This window comes from Stenotrophomonas sp. 14P6.2.3 (genome assembly GCF_057799055.1).
This window is the reverse complement of the sequence record NZ_JBYOLA010000002.1, coordinates 141,140-157,793: the sequence shown is the minus strand read 5'-3', so window position 1 is coordinate 157,793 and position 16,654 is coordinate 141,140. Positions and strand designations below refer to the sequence as shown.

The following is a 16,654-nucleotide window of genomic DNA, read 5'->3' as shown; positions in this document are numbered from 1 at the left end:
ACGTGTGGGAACTGGTCAAGGCCGGTGGCTGGCCGATGGTGCCGCTGCTGCTGTTGGGCGTACTGGCTTTGGCGATCGTCCTGGAGCGTTTCTGGTCCCTGCGGCGTAACGAGGTGCTGCCGCTTGGCCTGGGCCAGGAAGTGCGCAACTGGGCCGCGCGCGGCAAGCTCGATCCGGCGCACCTGCAGACCCTGCGGGCCAATTCACCGTTGGGCGCCCTGCTGGCCGCCGCACTGGAAGCGCGCAACCGGCCGCGCGACCAGATCCGCGAGCGCATCGAAGACACCGGTCGCCACCTGGTGCACCGCATGGAGCGTTTCCTCAACGCGCTGGGCACCATCGCCTCGGCCGGCCCGCTGCTGGGCCTGCTCGGCACCGTGGTCGGCATGATCCAGATGTTCCTGGGCATCCTCGACCACGGCGTGGGTGATGTGAACCAGCTTGCCGGCGGTATCGGCAAGGCGCTGGTGTGCACCGCCACCGGCATGATCGTGGCGATCCCGGCGCTGATGTTCCATCGCTTCTTCAAAGGCCGCATCCACGGCTACGTGGTGGAGATGGAGCAGGAAGCCAGTGCATTGCTGGATACGCTGGATGGTCGCCCCGGGGTGATGACCCCGGCTCCTGCCGCGCGCGCGTCCTCCGCCGCCACGGCAAAGGCCTGATCGATGCGTATCGGCAACGACCGGTCCCAGGATGAACCGCATATCGACCTGGTCCCGCTGATCGACGTCATCCTGGTGCTGATCATCTTCTTCGTGGTCACCACCACCTTCGATGCGCGATCAACCCTGCAGGTGCAGCTGCCGACCGCCAGCCAGCAGCAGACCAACGAGCCGCCGCGCTCGCTGAGCGTGCTGATCAACGCTGACGGCCGCTACTTCGTCAACGATCAGGAAGTGCTGCGCAGCGACGTCGAGTCGGTCAAGCAGACGATCGCGGCCGTCGCTGGCAGCGATCGCGAACAGACCGTGCTGCTGCGTGCCGACGCACGCACTCCTTACCAGGCCGTGGTCACCGCGCAGGATGCGCTGGGCCAGCTCGGCTTCCGTCGTATCGCCATTGCAACAGCGCCAGAGGTGCGTCCATGAGTTCCCATCACGCGCCAGTGTGGCCGATCTACAAACGTCTGCTGGGCTATACCCGCACCTACTGGGTGTTCATGATCGGCGCGGTCATCGCGATGGTGGTCGAAGCCCTGGCCGGCTATCACTTCACCAAGCTGATGGAACCGCTGGTCAACCGCGGCTTCGTCAACCCTGAGCCGCGCATGGCGGTGATCCTGCCGCTGACCATCCTCGGCCTGTTCCTGATGCGCAGCGTGGCGACCTGGGTCAGCGACTACACGCTGGCCAAGACCGGCCGCAGCGTGGTCCGCGACCTGCGCGAACAGGTGCTGCAGAAGTACCTGCACCTGCCGTCCTCGCACTTCGACGCCGAGGCGACGCCGGTGATGGTCAGCCGCCTGAACTTCGATACCGAACAGGTCACCCAGGCCAGTGCCGACGCGCTGAAGACCGTGGTCGCCGATACCCTGACCATCATCGCCATGCTGGCGGTGATGCTGCAGATGAGCGTCAAGGTGACCCTGGCGATGCTGGTGGTGGTGCCGCTGATCGGCGTGATCGTCTCCTACGTGGGCAAGCGCTACCGGCGCATCAGCCGCGGCATCCAGGACGGCATGGGCACCATGGCGCAGACCGCCGAGCAGTCGCTGGCCGCGCAGCAGGAAGTGAAGGTGCACGGCACCCAGCAGCACGAGATCTCGCGCTACTCGCGCCTGGCCAACCGCATGCTGGCGCTGAACATGAAGGTGGAAGTGACCCGCGCGGCGGCCTCCAGCGTGGTCCAGTTCCTGGCGGCGTTGGCGCTGGCAGTCATCGTCTGGGTGTCCACCCGCGAGGCACTGGCCGGCAAGCTCAATGCGGGCCAGTTCATGGGCCTGATGACCTCGATGATGGCCATCATTCCGTCGCTGCGCCGGCTGACCAGCGTGCAGACCTCGATCTCGCGCGGCGTGGCCGCTGCCGAGCGCCTGTTCGGCATCATCGACATGCCGGTCGAGCGCGACGACGGCAAGCATGCGGTGCAGCGCGTACGCGGCGAACTGGCGTTCGAGCACGTCATGCTGCGTTACCGCGAAGACAGCGGCATCGCTCTGGACGACATCAGCTTCGTTGCCAGGCCGGGTACGGTCACCGCCATCGTCGGTCGTTCCGGCAGCGGCAAGACCAGCCTGATCCGGCTGGTGCCGCGCTTCTACGAACCCAACGGCGGCCGCATCACGCTCGATGGCGTCGCCCTGGATGACTATCCGTTGGCCGATCTGCGCAGGCAGGTGGCCATCGTCGGCCAGAAGGTCATGCTGTTCGACGACACCATCGCGGCCAACATCGCCTACGGCATGGATGCAACCGACGAGCAGATCCGCGCGGCGGCCGAAGCGGCCAATGCCTGGGAGTTCATCGCGCGCATGCCGCAGCAGCTGCAGACGCCGGTGGGTGAAAACGGTGCGCTGTTGTCCGGCGGCCAGCGCCAGCGCCTGGCGATCGCCCGCGCGATCCTGCGCGATGCGCCGATCCTGATCCTGGACGAGGCCACCGCGGCGCTGGACAACGAATCCGAGCGCTTGGTGCAGGATGCGCTGCAGCGCTTGATGCCCGAGCGAACCACGCTGGTGATCGCGCATCGCCTGTCGACCATCGAGCATGCCGACCAGGTGCTGGTGATGGACCATGGCCGCATCGTTGAACGCGGCACCCATCAGGAACTGCTGTCGATGGGTGGCCTGTACCAGCACCTGCACAACATGCAGTTCCGCGAAAGGCAGGACTGATGGCGGGCAAAGGTACCCAGACCCCGCCGTACTGGTATGACGGCAGCCCGGTTCCGTGGCCGATGCGATTGCTGGCACCGCTGTACGCGGGCGTCACCGCGCTGCGCCGGCGCCTGTACCGGCGTGGCTGGCGCAAGCGCCATGCACTGGCTGTGCCTGTCATCGTGGTCGGCAACATCACCGCCGGTGGCACCGGCAAGACGCCGCTGACCATCGCCCTGGTCGAGCGCCTGCGCGCAGCGGGTTGGAAGCCCGGTGTGGCCAGTCGCGGCTATGGCCGCGAAGAAGCGGACAAGGCACGTTGGGTGGAAGCCGATACGCCGACCGCCCTTGGTGGCGACGAGCCGGTGCTGATCGCCTGGAAGACCGGCGTGCCGGTACGCGTGGACAGCGATCGCGTGGCGGCGGGCAAGGCGCTGATCGCCGCCGGCTGCGACGTGATCGTCTGCGATGACGGCCTGCAGCACTACCGGCTGGCGCGCGACATCGAAATCGAGGTGGTCGATGCCCAGCGTCGCTATGGCAATGGACGGATGATTCCGGCCGGCCCACTGCGCGAGCCGGTCAGCCGCGCCGCCGAATGCGATTTCCGTGTGATCAATCTTGGCCAGGCGGATGAAGCGACGGCTGCCCAGGCCTGCGGCTTCGGCCAATGGCCGATGGCCCTGCACATCGACAGTGCACAACCACTGGCTGGTGGACGGGCGCGTCCGCTCTCGTACTTCGCGGGCCAGCGCGTGCATGCCGTGGCCGGCATCGCCCATCCACAACGCTTCTTCGACATGCTGCGCGCGCGTGCGATCGGCGTGGTGCCGCATGCCTTCGCCGACCATCACGCCTACCAGCCGCAGGATCTGTCCTTTGGCAGCCAGCTGCCGGTGCTGATGACCGAAAAGGATGCCGTGAAGTGCCGCGCGTTCGCCAACGACTGGCAGTACGCCGTGCCGCTGCGTGCCGAGATGCCTGCTGCTTTCTGGATCGCGTTGACCGATCGCCTGGACAAGCTGCGACCGAACTGAGGGGCCGTGCGGCGCTTGCAAATGCACGCCGCCGGCCGCATTCCTGCTGTATCGCGCCTGCCGAGTACCGCCCGCATGACCGACTTCGTTGTTGCCATCCCGGCCCGCTACGCCGCTTCGCGGCTGCCGGGCAAACCGCTGCGCCTGCTGGGCGGAGAGCCCATGGTGCTGCATGTGGCCCGACGCGCGCTGCAGGCCGGCGCGGGTGAGGTCTGGGTCGCCACTGACGACCAGCGCATTGCCGACGCCTTGTCCGGCCTGGAAGAAGTGAAGGTGGCGATGACCGCGGCTTCGCATGCCTCCGGCACCGATCGCCTGGCCGAATGCGCGCGCATCGCCGGCTGGGCGGATGACACCGTCGTGGTCAACCTGCAGGGCGATGAGCCGTTCGCACCCGCCGCCGGCATCCGCGCCGTGGCAGCGGCACTGGTGGAAGGCCGCGCGCCGATGTCGACCCTGGCCACGCCGGTCGAGGACGCGCACACGCTGTTCGACCCGAACGTGGTCAAGCTGGTGCGCAACGTGCGCAACGAGGCCATGTACTTCAGCCGTGCGCCGATCGCCTGGCACCGTGATGGCTTCGCCCGCAGCCGCGAGACCCTGCCCGAGGGCCACCAGTGGCTACGCCACATAGGCATCTATGGCTACCGAGCCGGCTTCCTGCAGCAGTTCGCCTCGATGCCGCCGGGCACGCTGGAACAGGTGGAATCGCTGGAGCAGTTGCGCGTGCTGGAAGCGGGCTACCCGATCGCCGTGGCGATCTCGCCTGAACCCTTCCCGCCGGGCATCGACACCCCTGAAGACCTGCAGCGCGCCGAAACGCTGCTGCAGGCGATGGCGGCGCGATGAAGCTGCTGGTCGTCTGCCTCGGCAACATCTGCCGCTCGCCGATGGCCGAAGGCGCGCTGCGCGCCCGCCTGGATGCCTCGGCGCTGGCCGGGCGGGTGCAGGTCGATTCGGCCGGTACCGGCGACTGGCATGTGGGCCAGCCACCCGACCGGCGTGCGATTGCGTGCGCAGCCGGGCATGGCGTGGACCTCGGCGGCTTGCGCGCGCGGCAGCTGCAGCCACAGGACTTCGACGCCTTCGACTGGATACTGTGCGCCGACGAGGCCAATCTGCGTGATGCCGCGCGCCTTGCCACCGCCGCCCAGCGCGAGCGCCTGGCGCTGTACCTGCCGTGGTCGGGCGGGCAGGGCGAACGCGCGATTCCCGACCCCTATACCGGTGGCAGTGATCATTTCGAGCAGGTCTGGTCGCTGGTCGACGCCGCTGCCGAACGTACCGTGGCACGCCTGTTGCATCACGCCCACTCCGGCATAATCGGGCCATGAACATCCAGCCCGTCCCGGACCTGCCCGAGTTCGCCGCCTGGCTCAACGCCGCGCCCTGCACCCTGACCGAACTGCGTGGCCGGCCGGTCGCGCTGTTGTTCGTCAACGCGGCTTCCGCGTGGAGCGCGCAACGGCTGGCCGAGTTCAGCCAGTGGCTGTCACGCCACCCCGGCAAGTTGCAACCCCTGGTGCTGCAGGTACCGCGTTTCGATTTCGAGCGTGATGCCACGGCTGCGTTGAAACTGCTGCGCCGCCAGGGCCTGACCATGCCGGTGCTGCTCGATGCCGATTGGGATGGTTGGCGCCGCTTCGGTGTCACCGCCTGGCCGACCATGGTGCTGCTGGACGCACAGGGCCGCGAACAGCAGCGATTGATCGGCCAGGGCGTGCCCGGCGAGTTGGAGCGGGCCTTGAATGCCCTTTGCGAGGGTGCGCCGTCGGCCCCTTCGCGCGGCGGCAGCGAACTGCACCCCGAGCCGCGGCAGGCGCTGCGATTCCCCATGGGGCTGGCTGTGAACCAGGAACGGCTGTACATCGCCGACAGCGGCCACCACCGCATCCTTGAATGCAGTCATGGCGGCCGCGTGCTGCGTCAGTTCGGCCTGGGCACCGCCGACTTCATGGACGGCAATCTCGCCGAAGCCGCTTTCCACCGGCCGCAGGCGCTGGCGCTGGAGCGCGAGTCACTGTACGTGGCCGACACCGGCAACCACGCCGTGCGCCGCATCAACCTGCTGACCGGCTTGGTCGACACCCTGTGCGGCAACGGTCGTCCGGGTGCTCCCGAGGAAGGGCCGGTGGCGCAGCCTCGGCAGGTGTCGCTGGATCATCCGGTTGGCCTGGCCATCGCCGAAAACCAGCTGCACATCGCCATGGCCGGCGACAACCGCATCTGGAGCTATCACCTCGGCCAGCGCAGCCTGCAGTGGCGCGCCGGCAGCGGCGCCATCGACGAGCGCGACGGCAGCGGCCACCTGGCCGCGTTCGCCCAGCCCACGGCCGTGGCCGTGGTCCAGCAGGTGCTGTACGTGGCCGACGCGCTGGGGTCTTCGGTCCGTTCGCTGCAGCTGCGCGGCGATCTGGTGCAGACCCTGGTCGGGCAGGGCACCTGGCGTTTCGGTGAAGACGATGGCCCGCGCGCGCAGGCCAGCCTGCAGTTCCCGCAGGCGATCGCGTTGAGCCCGGATGCGCCGTTGCTGTGGATCGCCGATACCGGCAATGGGCGCCTGCGCACGTTGCGCCTGGGCGGCGGCGAACTGACCACCCAGCCGTTGCCGCGGCGCCTGCACGGCCCGGCCGGCCTGGCCGTCGGTGCCGGTGCCGTATGGATCGCCGAGACAGATTCCCACACCGTACTGCGTCTGGACCCTGACAGCGGCGTACTCAGCGAAGTGCCGATCAGCGAATGACCGTTGTTCCCGTCCCGTCCTTCGATGGCAAGGCATTCGCGGCCCAGCTGAGTACCGCCCCGGGCGTGTACCGGATGTATGCGGCCGACGACACGCTGTTGTACGTCGGCAAGGCCCGTGCGCTGCGCAACCGCGTGGGCAGTTACTTCAACGGCAGTCCGAAGAACGCGCGCATCATGTCGATGCTCTCGCAGATCGTGCGCATGGACGTGACCGTGACGCGCTCGGAAGCCGAAGCGCTGCTGCTGGAAAACCAGCTGATCAAATCACTTTCGCCGCGCTACAACGTGTCCCTGCGCGACGACAAGACCTATCCGCATGTGCTGCTGACCCGCGAGGACTGGCCGCGCATCGCCCTGCATCGTGGCCCGCGCGCCATTCCCGGGCGCTATTTCGGGCCGTATCCGGGCGTCACCGCGGTGCGCGAGACGCTGAACCTGATGCACAAGCTGTTCAAGCTGCGCAGCTGCGAAGACAGCGTGTTCCGCAACCGCTCGCGGCCCTGCCTGCAGTATCAGATCGGGCGCTGCAGCGCGCCCTGCGTGGAGCTGGTGCCGGCCGCGGACTACGCCGAGTCGGTGCGCCGCGCGGCGATGTTCCTGGAAGGCAAGAGCGATGAGCTGACCCGGGAGCTGGGCGAGCAGATGCAGGCCGCCAGCGAAGCGCTGGAATTCGAGCAGGCCGCGCGCCTGCGTGATCTGATCACGTCGTTGCGCAGCATGCAGACCCGCCAGTACGTGGACGGCCGTGCGGCCGACCTGGACGTGCTGGCGGTGGCCATGCAGGGCTCGCAGGCCTGCGTGATGCTGCTGGCCTTCCGTGATGGTCGCAACCTGGGCACCCGTCCGTTCTTTCCCCGCACCAACGGCGAGGAAAGTCCGGACGAAGTGCTGGCGGCCTTTGTTTCGCAGTACTACATCGAATTCGAGCCACCGCGCGAGATCCTGCTCGACCGCGAAATTCCCGATGCCGATCTGATCGGTTCGGCGCTGTCGGCCTCGGCCGAGCGCAAGGTGCAGCTGAAGTGGAACGTCCGTGGCGAGCGCGCCGGCTACCTGGAACTGGCCAGCCGCAACGCGCAGTTGACCCTGGCGACCGAGATCAACAGCCGCACCGCGCAGCACGCGCGCAGCGAAGCACTGCGGGTGATGCTGGGGTTGGCCGAACCGGTGAAACGGGTGGAATGTTTCGACATCAGTCACACCATGGGTGAGGCTACCGTGGCCTCGTGCGTGGTGTTCGACGCCGCCGGCCCGGTGCGCGCGCAGTACCGCCGTTTCAACATCAGCGGCATCGAGCCGGGCGATGACTACGCCGCGATGCGCCAGGCCATCGACCGCCGTTTCCGCCGCGCCGTGGAAGAGCAGGGCGTGCTGCCGGACGTGCTGCTGATCGATGGTGGCGCCGGCCAGCTGGCACAGGCGCAGGCGGCGCTGGCCGATCTGGGCGTGGAAGGCGTGCTGCTGGTGGGTGTGGCCAAGGGCGTGGAACGCCGTGCCGGCCATGAAGCCCTGGTGATGCCCGATGGCCGCGAACTGCGCCCGGGTGCGGCCGATCCTGCTCTGCAGTTCATCCAGCAGGTGCGCGATGAAGCGCACCGCTTCGCCATCACCGGCCATCGCGGGCGCCGGCAGAAGGCCCGGATGACCAGCAAACTGGAGGACATTCCCGGCATCGGGCCGCGCCGGCGCGCCAGCCTGCTGAAGCATTTCGGTGGCCTGGTCGGCCTGAAAGCCGCCGGAGAAGCGGAAATCGCCAAGGTGGAAGGCATCAATGACGCCCTCGCGGCGCGCATCTACGCTAACCTGCACGGGTTGGCCGCGCCGGATCCGGCCGAGTAGAGAGAGAATAAAGCAGCATGAAGTTGACCCTGCCCACCTGGCTGACCCTGTTGCGGATCGTGATGATCCCGGTGCTGGTGCTGGTGTTCTACCTGCCCTACACCTGGACCAACTTCGCATCGGCGGCGATCTTCGGCCTGGCCGCGATCACCGACTGGCTCGATGGCTGGATCGCGCGTCGCTACGGCCTGGAGTCTGCGTTCGGCGCCTTCCTCGACCCGGTCGCGGACAAGCTGATGGTGGCAGTGGCGTTGTTCCTGATCGTGCAGGGGCATCCTACCCCGTGGATGGCGTTCTGGGCGGCGGTGATCGTCGGCCGCGAGATCGCGGTGTCGGCGCTGCGCGAGTGGATGGCCGAACTCGGCCAGCGCGCCAAAGTGCGCGTGGCGATGATCGGCAAGGTCAAGACCACTGCGCAGATGGTCGCGCTGCTGTGCCTGCTGTATTCGGTGGCGCCCAACGTGCCGATCAACGACATCTGGATGGGCCCGCCGGTATTCCATATCGGTGACTGGACCCTGGCCATTGCCGCGGTCCTGACCCTGTGGTCGGGCCTGCAGTACCTGCACGCCGCCTGGCCGAGCCTGCGTGACGACGAGCGCGCTGCGCGCGAGCGTTCGCGGCAGAAGAAGCTGGGCAACGGCTGAGGAACTACCGGTGTCGGCTCCCTTTCCGCAGGAAAGGGCTCTGACACCAGGGACACCTCCATCCACGCATGGCGTGGATCTACTGGGTATGCGTTCTACGCGGGATCCCTCATCCACTCATGGCGTGGATCTACTGGGTATGCGTTCTACGCGGGATCCCTCATCCACGCGTGGCGTGGATCTACGGGAATGTGGGTTTGCGGTAGATCCACGCCATGCGTGGATACGCAATGTCGGCCGCCCCGCAAATTCCTGAAAAAAAGCGCTTGACGCAATCCTTGGAATAGGTAAAATTTCGCCTCCCAAGCGGGAATAGCTCAGTTGGTAGAGCGCAACCTTGCCAAGGTTGAGGTCGCGAGTTCGAGTCTCGTTTCCCGCTCCAGATTCAAGAAAAGCGCTCCCGAAAGGGGGCGTTTTTCGTTTGCGTCCAGCGCGCTTCATACCCACTTCACCGCCACTCCATCGCCTCACCATTCGGAGGCTCGATGCTGCATCTCCCTTCTCAAGTGGTGATGCCGCGATGCCTCACACTCCCGCTGCCTACGACTACGACGTGATCATCGTCGGCGCCAGTTTTGCAGGTGCTGCCTGCGCACTCGCCGCCGCCCAGTACGGCCTGCGCGTCTGCGTGCTCGAACGCAAAGCTGACCCCGGCGAGCGCCTGCATACCACCGGCATCGTGGTGAAGGAGGCCATGCAGCACACCTGGCTTGGTCGCATGCCCGAACAGCTGGTGCAGCGCGTGGCGCGCGTGCGCCTGTACGCACCGAACCTGCGCAATGTGTTGCTGGCCGCACCGGGCTACTACTTCCTCACCACCGATACACCGAACCTGATGCGCTGGCTGGCCAGCGAACTGCGCGCCAGCGGCGTGGACCTGCGGCTCCAGCAGTCGTTTACCGGAGCTTGCCGCGACGGCGACGCATGGCAGGTTGAAGGGGTGGGGCGCACCGCGTATCTGGTCGGCGCTGACGGTGCACGATCGCGTGTCGCGCAGCGCATCGGCCTGGGCCAGGTGCGCGACAACCTGTACGGCGTCGAGCGCGAGTTTGCCGGCGTGCAGCTGCCGGAAGGCGACGCCTTGCACTGCTTCGTCAGCCGCCGCTTCGCACCCGGCTACATCGGCTGGGCCGCGCAGAATCCTACCGGTGTGCAGGTGGGGCTGGCGCTGCGCCACGATCCCGAACATGTCCGTTCGCCGGATATCGAGGGTTTCCTTGAACATGTGCGCGACGTGGTAGGCCTTCCTCGCTCGGCCGAGGCTGCCGGCACCCGCGCGGGGCTGGTGCCCTGCGGGTTGCCGGATGGCCCGATCACTGCGCCGGGCGTGATCCTTACCGGTGATGCGGCGGGTGTTGTCTCGCCGCTGTCGGCCGGCGGCATCCACTCGTCATGGCGGCATGGCTGGGCAGTCGGAGATGCAATCGGCCTGCATCGGCGCGGCAAGGGGCCAGCCGCCGAGCAGGTGGCGCGACAGGCGGCGCCCACCTTTCACCGCAAGCGCGTACTGCGCTGGGCCATGGACCATCTGCAGCGGGACTGGCCGGTCGACGCGCTGCTGGGTACCGGCCCGGCACGCCGGCTGGCCGAACAGATCTACTTCCACCGACGGGGCGTTCGGGCCTGATCCGGAAGCTGAACGCTGGCCGGCGAAAAGGCTGCAGAATCCTGTTGACGCCGTGCAGCAATCCCGACACAATAGCGCTCCTTCGACGCAGGTCGAACGGAATCTGCGGGAATAGCTCAGTTGGTAGAGCGCAACCTTGCCAAGGTTGAGGTCGCGAGTTCGAGTCTCGTTTCCCGCTCCAGATTCAAGAAGAACGCTCCCGCAAGGGGGCGTTTTTCGTTTGCACGCCGCCATCCAGATGCAGCCTCGCTAGCGCGGAATGCCCCGGCTCGCGCTGCACCAGGTACGCACGTCCGCACGGTCGAAGCCGACGCAGGCGTTCTTGCGCGGGATGTACAGGTAAGGCGCGTCGGCCTGGTAGGTGAAGTGGTAGTAGTAGGTCCGGTCCTGGCCATACAGCCAGTAGTTCGACGAGCCGTTGTTGATCACGTAGGGCTCGAAGGAAAAGATCGACGACTGCGCGGGAATGAAGTTGCTGCGGTCCATCAGCAGCATGGTCGCGTTCGATGCCAGTGGCGTCGCCAGGCAGATCGCCATCGTGCCCACGACAAGCACGGCCATGAAGATGCCGAGCGCGCGGCAAGGACTTAATTTCAAGCGTATAGCCTGCCGGTAGGAGCGTTCAGGCCAATGTGCCGCAGCGCCCGCGAACAGTCCAGCGTTCAGCTTGGCGGCGCTCATGAAAGGCTGGGGAAAGGCCGAGGGTTCGCAATGCAGGCACCGCATACGCGCTGTAACGCAGCTCCGACTGATTCTCCATGTCCACTCCACAATCGCGGCGTAGCCTCCCCGGCTTCTCTCTCCACGAAGGTGGGCGGGTGGCCAGTTGTTTCACTTTCACCGCGGCGTCCGTCAAACGGTATGCCGCGCTCCCGCGCATCATCGTAGCTGCCGGGGCGGTGCTGACCAGCACGATGCTGGCAGGTTGCATGTCGGTGCCGGTTCCCGATCTGCCCGATCGCACTCCAGTGGTCTGGAATCAAGCCGCGCCTGCGCAGGGCATCGCGGTCGATGCGCGGCAGTGGTGGAAGGTGCTGGCCGATGCGCGCTTGAACGCACTGGTGGAAGAGGCGATCGCCGGCAATCTGGACCTGCAGCAGGCCACGCTGCGGCTGCAGGCGGTACGCCTGGTGTCGGGTACCGCCGATGCGCGCTTCCGTCCGGAGATAACGGCCAGTGCAAAGCAGGTGCAGGACGCCGCCGCGGTCGACACTTACTTCCACGCCGGTGTCGAAGCGATCTGGGATCTTGGCTTGTTTGGCGCAGCGGAAAGTGCCCGATTGAGCGCGCAGGCGGCCAACGGAAATGCTGAAGCACTGCGCGATGCCGCGCAGGTGGCGGTGATCGCAGATGTGGTGCGCAGCTATCTGGATCTTTCCGTCGCGCAGGCGCAGTCGGATCTGTTGGGCAAGCAACAGGCCGTTGACGCACGCGGCGAGCAACTGGGGCTGGTGCGGCAGCGCCTGCATCTGGACGAGCCTGGCGAACTGGATCGTCTGCGTGCGCGGCAGGCTGCCACACGCGCTGCCATTGCGCAGGCGGATGAAAACGCAGGCAACGCCGCGCGTGCGCTGGCGCTGCTGCTGGGGCGCGATGGGCCGGATCCGGCCTGGAATGCCTACCGCACGCCACCGCAGTTGAGCACCTTCACCCTGCAGCAGGTGCCGGCTGATCTGCTGCGCCATCGCCCGCAGATCCTGCTGGCCGAGGCCGATGTGCTGCAGGCCACCGCCGAAAAGGGCAGCGCACGCGCGGCGATGTTCCCGAAACTGAGCCTGGGCGGCTCCATCCTGTACGCCTACAACCTCACCCAGAACGCGCGCTCCAACTCCGATTCCAGCCCATCGATCGGTCCCTACATCGATATTCCGCTGTGGGATTGGGGCCAGCGGCGCGCGCGCTACCAGTCCGACGACAAGCAACTGGATGCGGCGTTGCTGGGCTACCGCAAGGCCGTGCTTCAGGGCGTGGCTGAAGTGGAAGGTGCATTGGGCAGCCTGGCCCGTCAGGACAGCAGCATCCAATCGCTGCAGGTGGCCGACGAAACTGCCCGGCAGCAGGTCGCGCGACAGGCCCGGCAGGTGCAGCTTGGCCTCTCCAGTGAGTTCGACGGGCTGGAAAGCCAGCGTGCGGCGTTGTCCGCGCATGCCGATCTTATCGGCGCGCAGGGTGCGCGCGTGCTCGCCTTCGCATCGCTGTATCGCGCCGTGGGCGGCGCACCCTTGCCGGTCGAGCCAGAAGGCGACGCGCAATGATCGCGCTTGCCCGCAAAACGCTGGTTTACGAGTGGCGCAGGTTCCTGCCGGTGGTGCTGGCCATGTGTTTCGCCGGTGTGCTGCTGATCGTGCAGGCAGCGCTGGTGCTGGGCATCTTCGGCACCGCTGCGATCTACGTGAAGGCATCGACCGCCGATGTCTGGGCTGGCTTTGCCGGTACGCAGAGCGTGAACTACGGCCATGCGATCAGCGCGGATGTTGAAAGCCGGCTGCGCATGGACCCGGATGTCATCCGCGTCGAGCCGTACGAATGGGTCGATGGCGAGTGGCGCTCCAGCGCGCAGGGTACCGGCAACGTGTCGGTGTACCTGTCCGGCATCTCGACGGCGAACGACGCGATGATGTTCTCGCGCATCCTTTCGCCTGACCTGCGTGCGCAGTTGCGCGAACCCGGGGCGGTGATCGTCGACAGCGCCGACCTGGACACGCTGGGCGTTGATCTGCGCAGCAACCAGGCCTGGATCAACGGCAAGGCCGTGCGTGTGGTCGCCGCGCAACCCGGCCTGCGTGGTCTTGGCGGCGTCAACGTGCTGGCATCACTGGATACCGCGCGTGCCATCGCCGGAACCGACCCACATGAAGGCAGTACCTATTTCGTAGCGGGCACGCGATCACCGGAATTGGCCGGTCGCGTGCGCGAACGCCTCAAGGCTTCAACGGGCCGCGCTACGCCTGTCGAATTCTGGACGGCGCCGGAGTTTGCCAGCCGCTCGCAGCAGTACTGGCTGTTCGATACCGGTGCCGGCATCGCGGTGCTGTTCATGGCGGTCATCGTCTGCTTCGTCGGCGCGGTGATCACCAACCAGTCCTTCGCGGCGGTGGTGGCCGGGTCGGTACGCGAGTACGCCACGCTCAACGCGCTCGGTGCAGGCCGCTACGCGCTGGCGCGGGTGGTGTTCGAACAGGCCGTACTGATCGGCGGCGTCGGCATGCTGCTGGCCGCAGCCTTCAGCACGGTGGTGCTGTTGGCGGCGCAGACCCAGCGCGTGCCGGTACAGCTCACGCCGATGGTGGTTCTCGGCTGCGTGGCGCTGGTCGCGGTGATGGCCATGCTGTCGAGCATCATGGCGGTGCGCAGCGTCGTCCGTTCCGATCCATCGTTGCTGTTGCGTTGAGGGGCGACCGATGAAAAACACCTCCATCACGTCCCCGACCCTGCGTGCCGACGCACTGGAAAAGGGCTTCGTGTCCGGCGATGTGCACGTTCCCGTGCTGCGTGGCCTGTCACTGGACATCTATCCTGGCGAACTGACCCTGGTGTCGGGTCCCTCCGGCTGCGGCAAGAGCACGCTGCTGTCGCTGATGTCCGGACTCTCCACGCCCGATGGCGGCCGCGTGCATGCGCTTGGCCAGGACGTCAGCCATATGACCCGCAGTGAGGTGGAGCGCTTCCGCCTGCATCATGTTGGTTTCGTGTTCCAGGGCTTCAATCTGTTCCCGGCGCTGACCGCGCTGGAGCAGGTGCAGCTGCCGTTGGGCTATCGCGGCATGCGCAACCGTGACAGCGAGCCGCTGGCGCGGCAGGCGCTGGACGAGGTCGGTCTCTCGCATCGCAGCCACATGCGCCCGGCGCAGCTGTCCGGCGGCGAAAAGCAGCGCGTGGCGGTTGCCCGTGCGTTCGCCAAGTCACCAACGCTGATCTTCGCCGATGAGCCCACCAGTGCACTGGACGCCGAGAACGGCCAGCGCGTGATCGACATCCTGCACCGCTATGCACGCGCACATCAGGCCACGGTGTTGTGCGTAAGCCACGATCCACGCCTGATCCGCCATGCGGATCGGGTGATCGCCATGGAAGACGGCACGGTCCGCGATGACCGCCGCCAGAACGAAACCGTAGAGCCCAACCGATGACCAGAATGCCGCCGTTGTTCTCCCTCAGCATCTCCTTGGGCGCGGCATTGCTGCTGGGTGCCTGCAGCAAGGACGCACCCGTACCCGCACAGCCGGCCGCATCCACGTCCACCAGCGTGGACAAGGTGGCCGTCGCCCGCGGCATCATCGATGTGGAAGGCGGCCTGATTGCACTGGTCCCAGCAATGGATGGTTCGGTCAGCACCGCGCCGGTGAAGGAAGGGGCGGTGGTCCGCAAGGGCGATGTCCTGCTCACCGTGGATGGCGCACTGCTTGAACAGGAAGTAGGCATGGCCAACGCCGATCTCGCGCTGGCTACCGACCGACTGAAGGGCAGCCAGGCACAGCTGCGCGAGCTGGAGCGCAACGCCACGCGTCTTGCCACCGGCGCCAGCGAAGGCGTCTCTTCCAACCAGCAGGCCGACGCGGCAAAGCAGCAGCTGGCTGGCGTTCGCGCCGATGTCGATGTGGCTGGGGCGCAGGTCGAGATGGCCCAGCACAAGCTGGAGCACGCCAGGCTCAAGCTGCGGCAGATGTCGCTGACCGCGCCGGATTCCGGCACCGTGATTGGCCAGGTGCCGGGCGTCGGGGCATTCGTGCAGGCCGGCAAGCCGGCGATTTCATTGCTGCCGGCGCGGCCCCTGCAGGTGCGCGCTGAGTTGAGCGCCGCCTATGCCGATGCAGTGCAGGTGGGCATGCGCGCGACGGTGGTGATCGATAGCGATGGCACCGAGGGCAAGCCGCTGCCGGTGGCACGCGTGGTCCGCATCAGCCCGGTGTTCGCACCGGCACGGCTGCCGGAGGATGCAGGGCGCGGCGTGGCCAAGGTGGTGGAGTGCGTGCTGGAGTTCGAGAGTGCGGCAAAGGCGCGCGTCGGCCAGCACGTGCGGGTGGAGTTCCGGAAGTAACTGCGCCGCTCTCTATGAGTCTCTATGAGCGCGCGCGGGCTGCCTGCTTCCTTCTGGCCAATGCCCGCCACGCACTGACCAGCGACACCACGCACAGCGCCAGCAGCAACCCCACGTCCAGAAGCAGCAACCACAGCAGGTGCATTCCCTGTACCGGGGGCTGGTGCATCATCGATGCCAGCCACGGGAAGGTCCACGCCAGCAGCAGCACGACGGCGATCAGCAGTCGCAGCCACAAGCGATCGAACTTCCAGGGGCGCACGATCAGCGCAGCGATCACCAGCTCGACCGTACTCAACAGCGCGAACACGACAACGCTGCTGGTGGGGTAGGGCAGGGTTCCGCCATTGAAGTGCCGCAACATCCAGTAGTCCGGCGTGAAGCCTGCATTGACCAGTGCAGCGATCACCGCCAGCCAGGTGAGGGCGACAAGGAGCCAGAACAGGCGGACATGGCGAGGTCTCGTGGCCGGGTTCATCGGGTAGGCTGGCTGTTGACGGCGTGAAGGAATTTCGACACAATAGCGCTCCTTCGACGCAGGTCGGAGAATCTGCGGGAATAGCTCAGTTGGTAGAGCGCAACCTTGCCAAGGTTGAGGTCGCGAGTTCGAGTCTCGTTTCCCGCTCCAGATTACACAGGGCCCCGGTTGGGGCCTTGTTTTTCTCCCGCCACGGCAAGGCGGGGCACGTTGAGCCACAAGGCTTTGCGCGCAGTCAGAAAAGTGAAAAGTGTTGTGAAATGGCTGGTGTGTGTCCCGGGCTTCCGGTACCATGACGGCTTATGCGGGAATAGCTCAGTTGGTAGAGCGCAACCTTGCCAAGGTTGAGGTCGCGAGTTCGAGTCTCGTTTCCCGCTCCATGTTCCGACAGGCCCCATCGCGGGGTTTTGTCATGTCAGGGGCGT

The 16,654-nt window shown here is 66.6% G+C and carries 16 protein-coding genes and 4 tRNA genes; 18 read left to right on the top strand and 2 right to left on the bottom strand.

What is annotated here, in order from left to right; genetic code table 11:
• Nucleotides 1-2 precede the first annotated feature (2 nt).
• The 12 genes from AC27VL_RS02565 (at nt 3) to AC27VL_RS02510 (ending at nt 10,894) form a co-directional block, all read left to right on the top strand.
• Nucleotides 3-665 (top strand): MotA/TolQ/ExbB proton channel family protein, encoded by a 663-nt coding sequence (locus AC27VL_RS02565; protein ID WP_488765468.1) that lies wholly within the window; start codon nt 3-5, stop codon nt 663-665.
• A gap of 3 nt (nt 666-668) precedes the next feature.
• Entirely contained in the window at nt 669-1,091 is a 423-nt protein-coding gene (locus tag AC27VL_RS02560; RefSeq protein ID WP_025875217.1) for an ExbD/TolR family protein, read from the top strand.
• Complete coding sequence (msbA, locus tag AC27VL_RS02555; RefSeq protein WP_049469016.1) at nt 1,088-2,836, top strand: lipid A export permease/ATP-binding protein MsbA; 1,749 nt, start codon at nt 1,088-1,090, stop codon at nt 2,834-2,836. The genes AC27VL_RS02560 and msbA overlap by 4 nt, the downstream gene beginning before the upstream one ends.
• Entirely contained in the window at nt 2,836-3,855 is a 1,020-nt protein-coding gene (gene lpxK, locus AC27VL_RS02550) for a tetraacyldisaccharide 4'-kinase (protein ID WP_180167622.1), read from the top strand. Before msbA ends, lpxK begins: the two co-directional genes overlap by 1 nt.
• A gap of 75 nt (nt 3,856-3,930) precedes the next feature.
• Nucleotides 3,931-4,704 (top strand): 3-deoxy-manno-octulosonate cytidylyltransferase, encoded by a 774-nt coding sequence (kdsB, locus tag AC27VL_RS02545; RefSeq protein WP_488765466.1) that lies wholly within the window; start codon nt 3,931-3,933, stop codon nt 4,702-4,704.
• Nucleotides 4,701-5,189: a low molecular weight protein-tyrosine-phosphatase gene (locus tag AC27VL_RS02540; protein ID WP_100552096.1), complete on the top strand. Its 489-nt coding sequence runs from the start codon at nt 4,701-4,703 to the stop codon at nt 5,187-5,189. The genes kdsB and AC27VL_RS02540 overlap by 4 nt, the downstream gene beginning before the upstream one ends.
• The gene (locus tag AC27VL_RS02535; RefSeq protein WP_100552097.1) at nt 5,186-6,598 is read left to right on the top strand and encodes a hypothetical protein; all 1,413 of its coding nucleotides are present in this window, start codon (nt 5,186-5,188) and stop codon (nt 6,596-6,598) included. The genes AC27VL_RS02540 and AC27VL_RS02535 overlap by 4 nt, the downstream gene beginning before the upstream one ends.
• The gene (uvrC, locus tag AC27VL_RS02530) at nt 6,595-8,439 is read left to right on the top strand and encodes an excinuclease ABC subunit UvrC (protein WP_100552098.1); all 1,845 of its coding nucleotides are present in this window, start codon (nt 6,595-6,597) and stop codon (nt 8,437-8,439) included. The genes AC27VL_RS02535 and uvrC overlap by 4 nt, the downstream gene beginning before the upstream one ends.
• Nucleotides 8,440-8,456: 17 nt before the next feature.
• The gene (pgsA, locus tag AC27VL_RS02525) at nt 8,457-9,086 is read left to right on the top strand and encodes a CDP-diacylglycerol--glycerol-3-phosphate 3-phosphatidyltransferase (RefSeq protein ID WP_165376777.1); all 630 of its coding nucleotides are present in this window, start codon (nt 8,457-8,459) and stop codon (nt 9,084-9,086) included.
• 306 nt (nt 9,087-9,392) lie between these two features.
• Nucleotides 9,393-9,468, top strand: a tRNA-Gly gene (locus AC27VL_RS02520).
• A gap of 138 nt (nt 9,469-9,606) precedes the next feature.
• Complete coding sequence (locus tag AC27VL_RS02515) at nt 9,607-10,713, top strand: NAD(P)/FAD-dependent oxidoreductase (protein WP_488765464.1); 1,107 nt, start codon at nt 9,607-9,609, stop codon at nt 10,711-10,713.
• Between the two features lie 105 nt (nt 10,714-10,818).
• A tRNA-Gly gene (locus AC27VL_RS02510) sits at nt 10,819-10,894 on the top strand.
• A 68-nt stretch (nt 10,895-10,962) separates the two neighbouring features.
• Here AC27VL_RS02510 and AC27VL_RS02505 read toward each other — a convergent pair.
• Nucleotides 10,963-11,310, bottom strand: a complete 348-nt coding sequence (locus tag AC27VL_RS02505; protein WP_488765463.1) for a hypothetical protein — start codon at nt 11,308-11,310, stop codon at nt 10,963-10,965.
• 317 nt (nt 11,311-11,627) lie between these two features.
• Here AC27VL_RS02505 and AC27VL_RS02500 point away from each other — a divergent pair, with 317 nt between their 5' ends.
• The 4 genes from AC27VL_RS02500 to AC27VL_RS02485 are packed head-to-tail and all read left to right on the top strand — an operon-like array spanning nt 11,628 to nt 15,751.
• Nucleotides 11,628-12,968: a TolC family protein gene (locus AC27VL_RS02500; RefSeq protein ID WP_488765542.1), complete on the top strand. Its 1,341-nt coding sequence runs from the start codon at nt 11,628-11,630 to the stop codon at nt 12,966-12,968.
• On the top strand, nt 12,965-14,104 hold the full coding sequence (locus tag AC27VL_RS02495) for an ABC transporter permease (protein ID WP_488765462.1): 1,140 nt from the start codon (nt 12,965-12,967) through the stop codon (nt 14,102-14,104). The genes AC27VL_RS02500 and AC27VL_RS02495 overlap by 4 nt, the downstream gene beginning before the upstream one ends.
• A gap of 10 nt (nt 14,105-14,114) precedes the next feature.
• A complete protein-coding gene (locus tag AC27VL_RS02490; RefSeq protein WP_100552103.1) occupies nt 14,115-14,843 on the top strand; it encodes an ABC transporter ATP-binding protein in 729 nt (242 codons plus the stop codon).
• Nucleotides 14,840-15,751, top strand: a complete 912-nt coding sequence (locus AC27VL_RS02485; RefSeq protein WP_100552104.1) for an HlyD family secretion protein — start codon at nt 14,840-14,842, stop codon at nt 15,749-15,751. Before AC27VL_RS02490 ends, AC27VL_RS02485 begins: the two co-directional genes overlap by 4 nt.
• A gap of 22 nt (nt 15,752-15,773) precedes the next feature.
• Here AC27VL_RS02485 and AC27VL_RS02480 read toward each other — a convergent pair whose 3' ends face one another.
• Nucleotides 15,774-16,229: a hypothetical protein gene (locus tag AC27VL_RS02480; RefSeq protein WP_100552105.1), complete on the bottom strand. Its 456-nt coding sequence runs from the start codon at nt 16,227-16,229 to the stop codon at nt 15,774-15,776.
• Between the two features lie 74 nt (nt 16,230-16,303).
• Here AC27VL_RS02480 and AC27VL_RS02475 point away from each other — a divergent pair.
• A tRNA-Gly gene (locus AC27VL_RS02475) sits at nt 16,304-16,379 on the top strand.
• Between the two features lie 154 nt (nt 16,380-16,533).
• Nucleotides 16,534-16,609: transfer RNA gene (locus tag AC27VL_RS02470), tRNA-Gly, on the top strand.
• The last annotated feature ends 45 nt before the right edge of the window (nt 16,610-16,654 follow it).

Excerpts from the sequence above, each read along its gene's own strand:
- AC27VL_RS02560 (WP_025875217.1), top strand. The coding sequence starts at position 669 with ATGCGTATCGGCAACGACCGGTCCCAGGATGAACCGCATATCGACCTG.
- msbA (WP_049469016.1), top strand. The coding sequence starts at position 1,088 with ATGAGTTCCCATCACGCGCCAGTGTGGCCGATCTACAAACGTCTGCTG.
- lpxK (WP_180167622.1), top strand. The coding sequence starts at position 2,836 with ATGGCGGGCAAAGGTACCCAGACCCCGCCGTACTGGTATGACGGCAGC.
- kdsB (WP_488765466.1), top strand. The coding sequence starts at position 3,931 with ATGACCGACTTCGTTGTTGCCATCCCGGCCCGCTACGCCGCTTCGCGG.
- AC27VL_RS02540 (WP_100552096.1), top strand. The coding sequence starts at position 4,701 with ATGAAGCTGCTGGTCGTCTGCCTCGGCAACATCTGCCGCTCGCCGATG.
- AC27VL_RS02535 (WP_100552097.1), top strand. The coding sequence starts at position 5,186 with ATGAACATCCAGCCCGTCCCGGACCTGCCCGAGTTCGCCGCCTGGCTC.
- uvrC (WP_100552098.1), top strand. The coding sequence starts at position 6,595 with ATGACCGTTGTTCCCGTCCCGTCCTTCGATGGCAAGGCATTCGCGGCC.
- pgsA (WP_165376777.1), top strand. The coding sequence starts at position 8,457 with ATGAAGTTGACCCTGCCCACCTGGCTGACCCTGTTGCGGATCGTGATG.
- AC27VL_RS02515 (WP_488765464.1), top strand. The coding sequence starts at position 9,607 with ATGCCTCACACTCCCGCTGCCTACGACTACGACGTGATCATCGTCGGC.
- AC27VL_RS02500 (WP_488765542.1), top strand. The coding sequence starts at position 11,628 with ATGCTGGCAGGTTGCATGTCGGTGCCGGTTCCCGATCTGCCCGATCGC.
- AC27VL_RS02495 (WP_488765462.1), top strand. The coding sequence starts at position 12,965 with ATGATCGCGCTTGCCCGCAAAACGCTGGTTTACGAGTGGCGCAGGTTC.
- AC27VL_RS02490 (WP_100552103.1), top strand. The coding sequence starts at position 14,115 with ATGAAAAACACCTCCATCACGTCCCCGACCCTGCGTGCCGACGCACTG.
- AC27VL_RS02485 (WP_100552104.1), top strand. The coding sequence starts at position 14,840 with ATGACCAGAATGCCGCCGTTGTTCTCCCTCAGCATCTCCTTGGGCGCG.
- AC27VL_RS02480 (WP_100552105.1), bottom strand. The coding sequence starts at position 16,229 with ATGAACCCGGCCACGAGACCTCGCCATGTCCGCCTGTTCTGGCTCCTT.